Origin of the sequence: Pistricoccus aurantiacus, assembly GCF_007954585.1 — a bacterium.
Lineage (GTDB): Bacteria > Pseudomonadota > Gammaproteobacteria > Pseudomonadales > Halomonadaceae > Pistricoccus > Pistricoccus aurantiacus.
This window is the reverse complement of record NZ_CP042382.1, coordinates 2,055,337-2,068,357: the sequence shown is the minus strand read 5'-3', so window position 1 is coordinate 2,068,357 and position 13,021 is coordinate 2,055,337. Positions and strand designations below refer to the sequence as shown.

Sequence of the window (13,021 nt, the reverse complement as noted above, 5' to 3'; positions counted from 1 at the left end):
CGAACGGCGTCGGTTCGAGTCAGTCTCAAGAGCGCTCCCCGGGCAATGCCAGCAGGTCCAGGTGGCCAACCTCCAAAGTGACCAGCCCCTCGCGAAACTGCATGCGCCGCCACAGCCACCAGTCTTTCAGCCAAGCGCTGGTACTTCCACTGTTTATCGAAGCGGCCTGCTCCATGGCGGCCTGCTCCACGGCGGCCTGCTCCACGGCGGCCTGCTCCACGGCGGCCTGATACCAGCCGTCGATCAAGGCGATACCCAAGGCTTCATCCCCCGCTTCGGTCGCGAGACGCCAGGGGCTCGCGGCCAGTTCCACCCGATAGCCGCGCCGCTCCAGGCAGCGCGCCAGAAAGGTCGGCGCCTCGCCGCCCAGGGCCGGTCCCAGCCCCTTGTCGCGCCGCTGATGATCACGAAATAGCGCCAGCACTCGGGCGTCATGCACGACGAGATCATCAGGGCCATCCGACACAAAGCGCCAGTCCCCGTCGACGCTCAGCGTCATCAATACCGCGGCGCCGGCGTCAACGCAGCCTTCCGCCAGGGTCTCGAGCCAGTTCGCGGAAAACAGATCGAGCAGCGCGGTGCCGCTGACCAGATCGCAGTCTTTCAGGGCGTCATGCATGCTGTCCGGCGCCCTCAGCCAGCGGGCCAGATCTTCCTGATGGCAGCGCCATTCAAGCGGGGCGTTCGGCGGATCGTCAGGCGGCGTTACCCGTGCCAGCAGCTCAGGGTCGTTGTCCAGTAGACGCCAGCGCTGGGAAAACGGTAGACGCGGCGCCAGATAGCGCAGATTGCTGCCGGTGCCGCAGCCCAGGTCGATTATCGCTAGAGGTCGATGGGAGCGCGGAGGCAGCCAATCCTTGAGGCGCGCCGTCAGAGCCGAGCTGCGCGCCCTGGCATCCGCGGCTTCCCGCAGAGACAGCCAGTCCGAGGCAAAGGGTTTAGCGTCGCGATTGTGGTGGCGTTTGACATCGCTCATGGGGAGACCTCATCCAGACGACAGCAGCTCAGGGCACGAGCAAAGGCAAGCCCGGCGCTTGTCCAGTCCGCCAACGTCTGGCGTGCCGCCACCGCGCCGGCGCGATAGCCTTCCCGCTGCGGCGGATTCTCGAACCACTCCCGCAGCGCTCGGGCGAACGCCTTGCTGTCACCGGGGGGGACCCGCCATCCCGCCTCCGCCGGCAGCGTATCCGCCAGGGCGCCGCCGGTAGTGGCGATCACCGGCAGGCCCCGAGCCAGGGCCTCGGTTATCACCATGCCGTAACCTTCGTAAAACGAGGGCAGCACCAGTACATCCGCTTGATGATAGGCCGCCTCGAGAGTGGCGACGTCGCACTCGCCGTCGAAGCTGATGCGCGATTCCAGGCCGAATTCACGTGTCCGGTCGCGCAAGCATCGCGTCCAGTCGGGATCGCGATCCGCCGCACCGATCAAGCGGCAATGCCACTCATGATCGATGAGATCGGCCAGAGCCTCGATCAGCACACCGTGGCCCTTGCGCGGCGTCAGCGTAGCGACACAGAGCAGCGACACCGGCTGCCCCGGCAGGGCCGGCCAGGCGCGTTGCGCCAGGGGCGCCGAATCCACTCCCGGCTCCACCACTTGAATCGGACCCTCGACACCCAGTGCTTTCAGCCGCCGAGCGGTAAAGTTGCTGGTGACGATCACTCGAGCGACTTGCCCCAAGGCCTGACATTCATTGGCCAGATACGCATCGCGCTGAGACTCGCTCAGGCCGGACTCGTCCCCCAAGGGATGATGCACCAAGGCAGTCAAATCGAGCCGCGAAGCCTGCTCCGCCGCCACCGCCGGCAGATTGCCCAGCGCCAACCCGTCGATAATGACCGCCTGTCCCTCGGGCTGGTCGCGTAATGCCTGCTGAAGCGCTTCTCGCGCCCGGCAATCGATCTGAGGAAAGCTGCCTTCCAGGCCGATCACCTCCACGCGATGCCCTTGGCGGCGCAGCGCCTCGACGATGCGAGCATCGTAAAGATAGCCACCGGTTCGCTGGTCGGGGTCGCCGGGCACGATCATCACCAGGTCTCGCGGCGCTGGCGAATCCACGCTGATACTCATGCGACGTCTTCGCCGAGCGTGCCTTCATAGCTCGCCCAGGCCAGATGGGATTCGTGAAGCGTCACGGTCAGCGCGCTCAATGCTCGGGCGCCCTCGCCTAGCTGCCCGTCTTCGATTGCCTTGGCCAGGCGGTCGAATACCACCTTGGCCATGAATTCCGTGGTGGTGTTACGACCGCGAAACGCCTCGATATCGTCCAGATTGGAGAGGTTGAACTCACTGAGTATTCGTTTGAGGGTGTCTCCGGCCAGGCCGATGTCCACCACCAGATCGTTTTCATCCAGTTCCGGGCGCACAAAGGTAACGTCCACCACGTAAGTAGCGCCGTGAAGGCGCTGGGCCGGGCCGAACACCTCACTGTGGAAGCTGTGGGCGATCATCATGTGATCGCGAACGGTCAGTCGAAACATTCAAGACTCCATCAATTCAACACGAAGACGAGACGAGGCTTAAGAACTCCTTTGTCAAAAGGCTCAGTTATCACCAGCACCATAGTAATGAACGCGCTGGCATAGCACGTCGGACTCGGCCCGGGTCAGCTGAGGCATCAGCATCGGCAAGGCTTCAAAGGCGCAGTCGCCGCTGATCAGCTGATCGAGAACCGGATCGCTCAGCAGCGAAAGCGCCAGAGCCAGGCGTCTGCGATGATTCCAGCGCGGCTTGCGTGATGGATCGAGCTCTCCCACCTGGCTGGAACGAAGCGTCAGGCGACGAGAATGAAACGCTTCTCCTAGCGGCAGCGTTACCGACTGATTGCCGTACCAGCTCATCTCGACCACTCGTCCCTCGAATCCCGCCAGCTCGAGCGCCCGCATCAGGCCTTCCGAATGGCCGCTGCAATGTATTACCACGTCGTTATTCGACGGCGCCTGTTGCGACAGTGTGAATTCGACACCCAATACCCTGGCAATATCCGCACGTTCGGGCTTGATATCGCTCAAGGTCACTTCGGTTCCGGGAATTCGTCCCGCCAGATAGGCCACCAACAGGCCGACCACCCCCCCGCCAACCACGGTTACCCGATCTCCCGGGGCGATGGCCGCATCCCAGACGCCGTTGATTGCGGTTTCCATGTTGGCCGCCAGCACCGCGCGGGATTCCGGCAACGCTTCCGGCAGCGACAGCACCATTTCGCTGGGTGCGATATAGTAATCCTGATGCGGATACAAGCAGAAGACGGAACGACCGAGCCAGGCAGCGTCTCCCTCGATCACTCGGCCCACACTGGCGTAGCCGTACTTGACCGGGCCGCCGAAGTCGCCTGCCTGAAAGGGCGCGCGCATGCGCTGCCATTCGCTTTCCGGCACCAGGCCATGAAAGACCAGCGACTCGGTGCCTCGGCTGATCGCGCTGAAGTGCGTTTCTATCAGCAGTTCATTGAACTTGAGTGGTGCCAGTGCTTCTTTTCGCAACTCCCCCTCGCCGTTGCCAAGACTCCAGAAAGCTTGGGCTTCTCGCCGTTTCATCGACCCTCTCCTTGTGACCTGCCGCTTCCTCGAGCACCTTTACTTATACGAAAGCTATACCATAATAAAACTAATGAACAATTATTTATCGTCACTGGCCTGCAATCTCGGGTAGGAAATCAATGAACCGTGGCGCTTGAGGTCAGATATAACATAGCGAGCAGGTCAGCATAGTTATGAAAAAACCCGGAGGTCATCAAGGATGACGCGAGCGTCACACAGCTTTCGAACACTGCATCCCGCCATCTGGGGCGAACTGGCCATTGGATTGATCGTTACCACCACCTTGGCCGGCGCGCTCGGCTGGTTGACGGGCAGATCCTATTTTCCCCTTGGCACCTTCATCGCCTATGCGGCTATTGCCTTGACCGTGGCAGCGTTCTGGCCGAAGCATCAGGCGTCTCTGGGCTGGGCCAATCGAATCACGCTATTGCGGGGCTCTTTGATAGCGGTGATTCTGGGTCATCTGGTCTATCAGGAATCGCTTGCACGAGAGGGATTGATACTGGCCGGCGTAGCGCTTGCCGCCTTGTTGCTTGATGGGGTGGACGGCTGGATAGCAAGACGAACCGCCAGCTGTAGCCGTTTTGGCTGGCGCTTTGACATGGAGCTGGACGCCCTGCTGATCCTGACACTTTGCACGGCTTCCGCGGCCCTCGGCAAGGTCGGCCCCTGGGTGCTGATGATTGGTCTGATGCGCTATGGCTTCGTTGCCGCCGGCCATTTTTTGCCTTGGCTCAAACGTGAATTGCCCGACAGCCTCAGGCGTAAGACGATTTGCGTGGTTCAGGTCGTGGTTCTGCTGCTGGCGCTGCTGCCTTTTATCGGTACCGCCTGGGCGAGTGGGCTATCCGCATTGGCACTGGGACTCCTTGGGCTATCCTTTGGTATGGACATTCGCTGGCTGTTCCATCACCGCCAGGCGCCAATACCCCTCGAACCACTTTGTAGGACGCCGACCACTCACCCCGATTCCAATACATCCGGAGATTACCCCCATGTCGTTCATCAGTTTTCCAGCCGTCACTCCGCTTGCTCCTCCCTTTCATCGAGCCATGATGCTGACGCTATTGATCGCTCTGGGAGCCGCGCCATCGGCTTGGGCGGAAAAGCGTACCTATGAGATCGATCCGGAGCATTTCTCCATCGGTTTCTCGGTCTCTCATGTAGGCTACGCGGATGTCATCGGGCTATTTATCGAAGGCAGCGGGGAGTTCGTCTACGATGAAGCTACCCAGACGCTTCATGAAGGCCGAGTGGAGATCGCCGCGGACAGCGTCTTTACCGGTCATGAAGAACGCGACGAGCATGTGCGCGACAAGGATTTTCTCGACGTCGACGATGCCTCGACAATCGTGTTCGTTGCCCGGGAGCTGACCACGGACTCTCCCACCACCGGCACTCTCGAAGGCGATCTCACCTTGCTTGGCGAGACGCATCCGATCACTCTGGATGTGACCCTCAACAAGGCGGCGCGCTACCCCTTCGGCCACAAGGAATACACGCTGGGCATTTCCGCCACCACGGTGATCGAACGCTCCCGCTGGGGCATGGATTACGCCGTGGACAACGGCCTGGTGGGTGACGAGGTGGCGGTGCGTCTGGAATTTGAAGCCATCCGGCAATAATTGAACACCCAGGAACCCTCTACTTTTTCGAAGGAAAAGAATGAAGAATTACAATTTCGACGACTTGAAAATCGCCTGCCGCGACGACTGGCGCGCCTACATCCAGCACGATTTCGTTCGCCAGCTCGGCGCCGGCATCCTGCCCGGAGACGCCTTTCGCCATTATCTGCAGCAGGACTACCTGTTCCTGATCCACTTCGCCCGGGCCTACGCCCTGGCGGTCTACAAGAGCCGCAACATGACGGAGCTGCGCCACGGCTTCGAGGGCTTGAAGACCATCGTCGACGTGGAACTCGGCCTGCACGTGGACTACTGTCGGGAATGGGGCATCTCCGAGGACGACCTGGCCCGGCTGCCGGAAGCCAAGGCGACCCTTGCCTACACCCGCTATGTGCTGGATACCGGCAATCGGGGCGACCTGCTCGACATGCACGTGGCCCTCGCTCCCTGCCTGGTGGGCTACGGCGAAATCGCCAACTGGCTCAATGAGCAAAACGACACCCGGCGCGGTGCGGGAAATCCTTTTGATGCCTGGATCGCCATGTACGAAAGCGACGACTTTCAGGCCGCCATGCGCGCGGAAGTCGACTGGCTGAATGCCCGGCTCGCCACGGTAACCGACGAACGCTTCGATGAGCTCGCCACCATTTTTCGCGATGCTACTCGCCTGGAGATCGATTTCTGGCAGATGGGTCTGGACAAAGCCAGTTGAACCGAGCGGTCAGACAAGCGGCGAAAAGCGCAGTCTTGCGGTTGGCTATCAGCGCCGGAAATCCTTATCCTATTGGTTTCACCATCGTTAAATCTTGGAGAGAGAAATGGCAGGCCTGTTACCCGATGTCGATCCAAATGGACTGCTCGAATATTCGGTGGTGTATACCGACCGCTCGCTGAACCACATGTCGAAGAAATTTCAGAACGTCGTCAACGACGTGCTCGACATGCTCAAGGAAGTCTACAACGCTCATAGCGCCGTCCTGATGCCGGGTAGCGGCACCTTCGGCATGGAAGCGGTGGCGCGTCAGTTCGCCACCGGCCAACAGGTTATGGTGCTGCGCAACGGCTGGTTCAGCTACCGCTGGACGCAGATCTTCGATATGGGCGACATCCCCGCCACTTCCTACGTGTTGAAGGCCCAGCGCCAGGGCGATGGCGCTCAGGATCCCTTCGAACCGGCTCCCATCGAGCAGGTAGTCGCCACCATCGAGGAAGAAAAGCCCGCCCTGGTGTTCGCGCCCCACGTGGAAACCTCCTCCGGCATGATCTTGCCAAACGACTACCTCAAGCAGGTGGCGGAGGCGGTACACGAGGCCGGCGGACTCTTTGTGCTGGACTGCATCGCCTCGGGAGATATTTGGGTCGACATGCGGGAAACCGGCGTGGATGTGCTGATCAGCGCCCCCCAGAAAGGCTGGACCAGCTCCCCGGGCTGCGCCATGGTGATGCTATCCGAGCAGGCGGAAGCTCGGCTCAAGGAAACCACCAGCACCAGCTTCGCCGCGGATCTGCGCAAGTGGCGGGATATCATGGCGGCCTACGAGAACGGCGGCCATGCCTATCACGCCACCCTGCCCACGGACGGCATTCTCCAGCTGCGCGACGTGATGCGCGAGACCCGGGAATACGGCTTCGGCAAAGTGCGAAGCGAACAGCAGGAGCTTGGCGACGCGGTACGCGCCCTGCTGGTGGAGCACGGCTATCCGAGCGTCGCCGCCAAAGGCTATCAGGCGCCGGGCGTGGTGGTCAGCTATACCCAGGATTCCGGTCTTCCCGCCAAGTTCGCCGCCCAGGGCGTGCAGATCGCCGCCGGCGTGCCGCTGATGTGCGACGAAGGCGACGATTTCCAGACCTTCCGCATCGGCCTGTTCGGCCTGGACAAGCTGAACAACACTCAGCGCAGCGTGGAGAATCTGCGCAAGGCGTTGGAAAAAATCCAAGGCTAACCTTGGTTTCAGCCTATATGAACAGGCCTTCAGTCAACGCCACGCCTCCGGGCCGTGGCGTTTTTTATCAAATCAGTCGCTTCGCTCGAGGGTGAGATCGACCACCACCTCCACCGGATAGGCGACGGTATCGTCCTCCGCCCATTCGCCCTGGCCGATACCGAAGTCGGTACGGTTCAAGGTCGTGCGGCCCTGCATGCTGGCGCGATCGCCGTCCGTCCGCCACTCGAAGGGCAATACCACCTCGCGTTCGATTCCCCGCAGGGTCAGGGTGCCCAACGCCTCGAAGGGCGCCTCGTCACCCTCACGGATCGCCGATGTCACATAGGACGCCTGGGGAAAACGCTCGAAGAAGAACCATTCCTCGTCCGGGAGCGCGTCGTTGCGCTGTGAATTTCCCGCATCGATGCTCGTCACATCGATGGTGACATCGAAACGACTCTCCTCGAGAGCCGCCTTCGAGAAGCGTATCTCTGTCTCGAACTCGGCAAACTCCCCCTCGAATTCATCACCATCCTGCGTGGCGACAAAACCCAGCCGGCTCTCGTCCTGAACGATATCCCAAGCGGTGGCATCCGCCTGAGCGGTGCTCAACCACCCCATCATCCATACGCCGATTATCAATGCTATTGCTGAACGCATGGTATTCGCTTCCTTAGAATTACCGATCGTTGAAACAGAACGCCCATCTCCTAGATGCTTTTGCCTCCAATCAGTTCAGCAACAGCATCTCAACAATCGAACTGGAACAGGCGGGGATCGACAGGAAACTTGAAGTGGGTCAATTCCACTCGAGCTGCATCAGAATGCAAAGGATTAAAAATGTAATTACAGTTATAGGGAACGATCACGGTAGGCACCTGCAGCAGCAAGGTTTCAGCCTCCTTAAGCCAGGCATCCCCGATGCGCCGGGTGATCGCAAGATTGTCATTCCAGCCTGCCGGCAGATCAGCGCGCACATCTCGCACATTGACGTCTTTGGGCAGCTCGACGCGCAGAAGCGTTAACGCTTACGGTAATTCATCCATGCTCAGCTCGAAGTGTACAAGCACCTCCAAAAGCGCGGTGGCCGGACAGTCGGCAAGGTACACAGCCGAAGTGTGAGGCAAATTGCCGAAACGCCCAAGTCGAGCGTTGCTGGCAGTGCGCCCGTTTAACGCGCACATGACGAGAGCCGAGCTGTTCACGGTGTCATGCAAAAGGAATGGAGCAACTGAATGAGCATGTTCAAGCATTGGACTCTTGAGTCAATCAACGTTTAACGTTGATCCAGTTCGTTCACGTCATACTCTGCCAGGAATTTGTTTGAATAAACTAAGACGCCCGCTTTTATAAAGCGGGCGTCGAATCATGGTCTGTGGTCAGCGTCGGGCTTTCAGGTAAACCATTTCTCTCCATAGCCCCAGAGCAGCACCGTCGCGCCAAGCAGCGCTTCGAGTATCAGCACGCCGACCGCCAGAGTCGTGCTCGATACCACGAAGCCTTCTTCACGGCTGATGCCAAGAAACGCCGGAATACCCAGATACAGCAGGTAGGCGGTGTAGCAAAGCCCGATGGTGCCTACCAGCAGACACAGCCAGATCAACGGGTACACCGCGACGATGCCGCTGAGGAACATCGGCGTGGCGATATAGCCGGCGAACACCACGCATCGGCGCAGGCTAGGTCGGTCGGCATAGCGCTGCGCCGCCTTATACAGCACGCTGCCCACCGCAAAGACCGCCGCCAGAATTACCAGATAGAAGACGATGCCCGCATAGAGGGCGTCTTTATAACCCAGGAGGATGGCGTGATCGCCGCCCAGGCTCCAACCCACCTGAGTGGTGCCGATATACGAACAGATGACCGGAATCGCCGCCAGCGCCAGGACATGACGGGCATAGAGACGAGTCAGGGTCTCGCGCTCCTCGCGAATCTGTTTCCATTCGCGCTTTGGATGAGCGAGCAGCCCCCAGACGTGCGGAAGCATTTCTATTTTCATCAGGGATTTCCTTGCCATTTATATTGTTGGAAACAGCGTTACAGCGAGGTCCAGAGAGCGGGCGCCTGAGCCAGACTGGCATCCAGCGACATCATCAGGCTCAAGGCGGTGATGGTCAGGATCGAGAAGCCGAACACCTGCCTGGCCCATTTCTCGTCGTCGCGGGCACGATAGCCTTCGAGTCCCAGATACAACCAGTAGACTCCCATGGCCAGGGCGACGATGAAGTATCCGGTACCGGCGTAGCCCGCCAGGCTGAGGGTCAGAGTCGCGACGACGAAGGCCAGGATGTAGCCGAGAATGTAATGCTTGGCGGTCTCGATGCCGCGCACCACCGGCAGCACCGGAATCGAGGCGGCCCGGTAATCCTTGAGGCGAAAGATGGCAATGGCGTAGGAATGCGGCATCTGCCACAGGCAGAAGATGACCAGCAGGGTCAGGGCGCCGGTATCGAATTGTCCGGTCACCGCACAGTAGCCCACCACCGGCGGCACCGCCCCGGACAGGCTGCCCACCAGGGTGCCGTATTCGGAATGGCGCTTCATGTACAGGCTATAGACGCCCACATAGATCACGAAACCGAAGGCCGCCAGCCCCACCGTCAGGAGATTGGTACCCAGCGCCAGCGTGGTGAAGCCCGCGACGCCCAGCAGCATCGCAAACCAGAGCGTCTTGACAGGCGTGATCCGACCCTGCACCAGCGGGCGATTGCGGGTGCGCCACATCAGCGCGTCGATATCCCGATCGATGACGTTGTTGAAGGCGCACCCCGAGGCGATGACCAGCGCCAGACCGATCAGAGTAAGACAGAACAGCCAGGGATCGACCTCGCCTCGGGCAGCCAGAAAGAAGCCACCCATCAAGGAGATCACGTTGCCGCCGATGATTCCCGGTTTGGTCAGGGTGAGAAGATCCTTGAGTCTGCCGTGCCGCGTCATTAGCCGATCATCATGTTCAGATGCAGATGATGCATGATCCACAGCGAACCTCCCACGACCAGGGCCAGTATCAGTATCGTGAAGACGAAGGACATGACATTCCAGCCCTCGTCGGATTTGGTGTTCATGTGCATGAACAGGATCAGCTGCACGAGAATCTGCGCCACCGCCATGATCACGATAATGGCTACCGTGACGGCGGTGCTGAACGCTCCGCTCATCACCGCGGCGAAAGCAATCACCGTCAGCAGGATGGACAGAACCAGGCCCACTACATAGGACTTGACGCTGCCGTGGCTCGCGCCGCCCGGCGCCGTATGTGAGTCGCTCATATCACAGCACTCCCATCAGGTAGACGAAGGAGAAGACGCAGATCCAGACGATATCCAGAAAGTGCCAGAACAAGCTCAGACACATGATGCGCGGCCGCGTCATGTCGTTCAGGCCCTTGGTGGACACCTGGACCAGCATCACCAGAATCCAGATCAGACCGAAGGTCACGTGCAGACCGTGGGTGCCCACCAAGGTGAAGAACGCGGTCAGGAAGGCGCTGCGATCCGGACCGAACCCTTCATGAATCAAATGCTGGAATTCGTAGATCTCCATGCCCACGAAACCCGCCCCCAGCAGGAAGGTAATGCCCAGCCAGATTCGTACCTGGTCCCGCTTGTCGACGTTCATCGCCAATACCGCGAGACCGTAGGTAAAGCTCGAGAACAGCAGCAGGAAGGTCTCCACCAGCACGAAGGGCAGTTCGAAGATGTCCTTTCCGGTGGGGCCCCCGGCCGTGCCCCCCACGAGCACGGCATAGGTGGCGAACAGCGATCCGAAGATCACCAGATCGCTCATCAGATAGACCCAGAAGCCGAAGACCTTGGTGCCGCCGGCATCGTGATGCTCGTGCTCGACGGTCTGAGCGTCGTGTTTGCTTGCAGTACTCATCGTTTGTGTCGTCATATCAGGTATGCGCTCCCTGCCAGTCGGGATCGATGGCGTCCTCGTCTTTCAGCTCTTGCGGGACCCAGCGCTGTCGATGCTCACGCTCGATACGCTCGACTTCCGCCGCGGGTACGTAATAGTCGACGTCATCGTTGAAGACACGCAGCAGGAAGGCCACGAAAATGCCGATGGCACTCGCGCCGGCCAGCCACCAGATATGCCAGACCATGGCGAAACCGAAGGCGATGCTGAGCACCCCCATGACCGGACCCGCCACGGTATTTCTGGGCATGTGGATATCCTCATAGGGCGGCTCGCTCAATAGCGCCTTGGCCCCATGGCGCTGCTTGTTCTCCCAGAACATGTCGATGGAATCCACCACCGGCAGATGGGCGAAGTTATAGAACGGTGCCGGTGAGGACGTGGACCATTCCAGGGTGCGCGCATCCCAGGGGTCGCCGCCCAGATCGGCGCGCTGCTTGCGATCGCGAACGCTGACGTAGACCTGGATGATGGTGCACAGGATACCCAGCAGGATGATGCAGGCGCCGACCCAGGCGATGATCATCAGCGGCTGCCATTCCGGATTGTCGTAGGACTGCATGCGGCGTACCGCGCCGAAGAAGCTCAGCACGTAAAGCGGCATGAAGGCAGTGTAGAAGCCGATGATCCAGCACCAGAAGGAACGCTTGCCCCATTTCTCGCTCAGGGTGAAACCGAAGGCCTTGGGGAACCAGTAGGTCAGACCCGCCAGCATGCCGAACACCACGCCGCCGATGATCACGTTATGGAAGTGCGCGATGACGAACAGGCTGTTGTGCAGCACGAAATTGGCGCCGGGCACCGCCAGCATCACCCCGGTCATGCCGCCCAGGGTAAAGGTGACGATGAAGCCCAGGGTCCAGAGGATCGGCGAAGTGAACTGCAGACGCCCACGGAACATGGTGAACAGCCAGTTGAAGATCTTCACCCCGGTGGGTATCGCGATGATCATCGTGGCGATACCAAAGGCCGCATTGACGTTGGCCCCGGCCCCCATGGTGAAGAAGTGGTGCAGCCAGACCATGAAGGACAGCACTGTGATGGCAACCGTCGCCCAGACCATGGTGGCGTAGCCGAACAGCCGCTTGCGGGCGAAGGTGGCGGTGACTTCCGAGAATACCCCGAAGGCCGGCAGGATCAGGATATACACCTCCGGATGGCCCCAGGCCCAGATGAGATTGACGTACATCATCATGTTGCCGCCAAAATCATTGGTGAAGAAGTGCATGCCCAGGTAGCGATCCAGGGTCAGCATGGCGATGGTCGCGGTCAGGATCGGGAAGGATGCGATGATCAGCACGTTGGCGCACAGGGACGTCCAGGTGAAGATCGGCATGCGGAACATCGTCATGCCCTTGGTGCGCATCTTCAGGATGGTGACGAAGAAGTTGATGCCGGTCAGCGTCGTGCCTATCCCCGATATCTGCAACGCCCATATCCAGTAATCCACCCCGACATCCGGACTGTACTGCAGCTCCGAAAGCGGCGCGTAGGCCAGCCAGCCGGTCTTGGCGAACTCGCCGACGAACAGCGAGATGTTGACCAATACCACCCCGGCGGCGAACAGCCAGAAGCTCAGGTTGTTGAGAAACGGGAAAGCCACGTCCCGGGCGCCGATCTGCAGCGGCACCACCAGGTTCATCAGACCGATGACCATGGGCATGGCGACGAAGAAGATCATGATCACGCCGTGAGCGGTGAAGATCTGATCGTAGTGCCCCGGGGGCAGGAAGCCTTCGGCGCCGCCGGCGGCGAGGGCCTGCTGGGAACGCATCATGATCGCATCGGAAAAGCCGCGAATCAGCATGACCAAGGCGACCAGGAAGTACATGATGCCGAGCTTCTTGTGATCGACGGAGGTGATCCACTCCGACCACAGATACTGCCATTTCCGGTAATAGGTGATGGCGCCCAACAGGAGCGCGCCAAGGATCGCGACGACCGCGACGGTGCCCATGACGATCGGCTCGTGATAGGGAATCGACTCTAGGGTAAGTTTTCCGAACATGAT

The 13,021-nt window shown here is 60.1% G+C and carries 14 protein-coding genes and 1 pseudogene; 4 read left to right on the top strand and 11 right to left on the bottom strand.

The features are described 5' to 3' along the window. Nucleotides 1-25: 25 nt before the first annotated feature. From FGL86_RS17925 to FGL86_RS09915, 4 genes are all read right to left on the bottom strand, one after another. A complete protein-coding gene (locus FGL86_RS17925; RefSeq protein ID WP_186764376.1) occupies nucleotides 26-976 on the bottom strand; it encodes a class I SAM-dependent methyltransferase in 951 nt (316 codons plus the stop codon). After that, nucleotides 973-2,073, bottom strand: coding sequence for a glycosyltransferase family 4 protein (locus tag FGL86_RS09925; protein WP_147184416.1), 1,101 nt, complete (start codon nucleotides 2,071-2,073; stop codon nucleotides 973-975). The genes FGL86_RS17925 and FGL86_RS09925 overlap by 4 nt, the downstream gene beginning before the upstream one ends. Further along, entirely contained in the window at nucleotides 2,070-2,483 is a 414-nt protein-coding gene (locus FGL86_RS09920; protein ID WP_147184415.1) for a 6-pyruvoyl trahydropterin synthase family protein, read from the bottom strand. Before FGL86_RS09920 ends, FGL86_RS09925 begins: the two co-directional genes overlap by 4 nt. A gap of 63 nt (nucleotides 2,484-2,546) precedes the next feature. After that, nucleotides 2,547-3,539, bottom strand: coding sequence for a zinc-dependent alcohol dehydrogenase (locus FGL86_RS09915; protein ID WP_147184414.1), 993 nt, complete (start codon nucleotides 3,537-3,539; stop codon nucleotides 2,547-2,549). 202 nt (nucleotides 3,540-3,741) lie between these two features. Between FGL86_RS09915 and FGL86_RS09910 the strand changes: the two genes are divergently transcribed. From FGL86_RS09910 to FGL86_RS09895, 4 genes are all read left to right on the top strand, one after another. Further along, on the top strand, nucleotides 3,742-4,662 hold the full coding sequence (locus FGL86_RS09910; protein WP_147184413.1) for a CDP-alcohol phosphatidyltransferase family protein: 921 nt from the start codon (nucleotides 3,742-3,744) through the stop codon (nucleotides 4,660-4,662). Then, nucleotides 4,598-5,167 (top strand): YceI family protein, encoded by a 570-nt coding sequence (locus FGL86_RS09905; protein ID WP_222433735.1) that lies wholly within the window; start codon nucleotides 4,598-4,600, stop codon nucleotides 5,165-5,167. The genes FGL86_RS09910 and FGL86_RS09905 overlap by 65 nt, the downstream gene beginning before the upstream one ends. Nucleotides 5,168-5,207: 40 nt before the next feature. Then, nucleotides 5,208-5,879 carry a thiaminase II gene (gene tenA / locus FGL86_RS09900; protein WP_147184411.1) on the top strand — a complete coding sequence of 224 codons (672 nt, stop codon included), beginning with the start codon at nucleotides 5,208-5,210 and terminating at the stop codon, nucleotides 5,877-5,879. 106 nt (nucleotides 5,880-5,985) lie between these two features. After that, a complete protein-coding gene (locus tag FGL86_RS09895; protein ID WP_147184410.1) occupies nucleotides 5,986-7,110 on the top strand; it encodes an aminotransferase class V-fold PLP-dependent enzyme in 1,125 nt (374 codons plus the stop codon). Nucleotides 7,111-7,182: 72 nt separating this feature from the next. Here the strand turns inward: FGL86_RS09895 and FGL86_RS09890 are convergent, their stop codons facing one another. From FGL86_RS09890 to cyoB, 7 genes and pseudogenes are all read right to left on the bottom strand, one after another. After that, the gene (locus tag FGL86_RS09890; RefSeq protein ID WP_147184409.1) at nucleotides 7,183-7,752 is read right to left on the bottom strand and encodes a YceI family protein; all 570 of its coding nucleotides are present in this window, start codon (nucleotides 7,750-7,752) and stop codon (nucleotides 7,183-7,185) included. Between the two features lie 89 nt (nucleotides 7,753-7,841). Continuing rightward, nucleotides 7,842-8,276 (bottom strand): annotated as a pseudogene (locus tag FGL86_RS18140) (RES family NAD+ phosphorylase). Nucleotides 8,277-8,485: 209 nt separating this feature from the next. Next, a complete protein-coding gene (locus FGL86_RS09875) occupies nucleotides 8,486-9,079 on the bottom strand; it encodes a Yip1 family protein (protein ID WP_147186152.1) in 594 nt (197 codons plus the stop codon). A 50-nt stretch (nucleotides 9,080-9,129) separates the two neighbouring features. Beyond that, entirely contained in the window at nucleotides 9,130-10,029 is a 900-nt protein-coding gene (gene cyoE, locus FGL86_RS09870; protein WP_147184406.1) for a heme o synthase, read from the bottom strand. After that, on the bottom strand, nucleotides 10,029-10,361 hold the full coding sequence (cyoD, locus tag FGL86_RS09865; protein WP_147184405.1) for a cytochrome o ubiquinol oxidase subunit IV: 333 nt from the start codon (nucleotides 10,359-10,361) through the stop codon (nucleotides 10,029-10,031). Before cyoD ends, cyoE begins: the two co-directional genes overlap by 1 nt. 1 nt (nucleotide 10,362) lies before the next feature. Then, complete coding sequence (locus FGL86_RS09860) at nucleotides 10,363-10,971, bottom strand: cytochrome o ubiquinol oxidase subunit III (protein ID WP_147184404.1); 609 nt, start codon at nucleotides 10,969-10,971, stop codon at nucleotides 10,363-10,365. 16 nt (nucleotides 10,972-10,987) lie between these two features. Next, a complete protein-coding gene (cyoB, locus tag FGL86_RS09855) occupies nucleotides 10,988-13,018 on the bottom strand; it encodes a cytochrome o ubiquinol oxidase subunit I (RefSeq protein WP_147184403.1) in 2,031 nt (676 codons plus the stop codon). Nucleotides 13,019-13,021 lie beyond the last annotated feature (3 nt).

Bases quoted from the DNA above. Each gene is read 5' to 3' on its own strand.
- FGL86_RS09920 (WP_147184415.1), bottom strand. From the start codon at position 2,483: ATGTTTCGACTGACCGTTCGCGATCACATGATGATCGCCCACAGCTTC.
- tenA (WP_147184411.1), top strand. From the start codon at position 5,208: ATGAAGAATTACAATTTCGACGACTTGAAAATCGCCTGCCGCGACGAC.
- cyoE (WP_147184406.1), bottom strand. From the start codon at position 10,029: ATGACGCGGCACGGCAGACTCAAGGATCTTCTCACCCTGACCAAACCG.
- FGL86_RS09910 (WP_147184413.1), top strand. From the start codon at position 3,742: ATGACGCGAGCGTCACACAGCTTTCGAACACTGCATCCCGCCATCTGG.
- FGL86_RS09905 (WP_222433735.1), top strand. From the start codon at position 4,598: ATGCTGACGCTATTGATCGCTCTGGGAGCCGCGCCATCGGCTTGGGCG.
- FGL86_RS09895 (WP_147184410.1), top strand. From the start codon at position 5,986: ATGGCAGGCCTGTTACCCGATGTCGATCCAAATGGACTGCTCGAATAT.
- FGL86_RS17925 (WP_186764376.1), bottom strand. From the start codon at position 976: ATGAGCGATGTCAAACGCCACCACAATCGCGACGCTAAACCCTTTGCC.
- cyoB (WP_147184403.1), bottom strand. From the start codon at position 13,018: ATGTTCGGAAAACTTACCCTAGAGTCGATTCCCTATCACGAGCCGATC.
- FGL86_RS09915 (WP_147184414.1), bottom strand. From the start codon at position 3,539: ATGAAACGGCGAGAAGCCCAAGCTTTCTGGAGTCTTGGCAACGGCGAG.
- FGL86_RS09860 (WP_147184404.1), bottom strand. From the start codon at position 10,971: ATGAGTACTGCAAGCAAACACGACGCTCAGACCGTCGAGCACGAGCAT.
- FGL86_RS09890 (WP_147184409.1), bottom strand. From the start codon at position 7,752: ATGCGTTCAGCAATAGCATTGATAATCGGCGTATGGATGATGGGGTGG.
- cyoD (WP_147184405.1), bottom strand. From the start codon at position 10,361: ATGAGCGACTCACATACGGCGCCGGGCGGCGCGAGCCACGGCAGCGTC.
- FGL86_RS09925 (WP_147184416.1), bottom strand. From the start codon at position 2,073: ATGAGTATCAGCGTGGATTCGCCAGCGCCGCGAGACCTGGTGATGATC.
- FGL86_RS09875 (WP_147186152.1), bottom strand. From the start codon at position 9,079: ATGCTTCCGCACGTCTGGGGGCTGCTCGCTCATCCAAAGCGCGAATGG.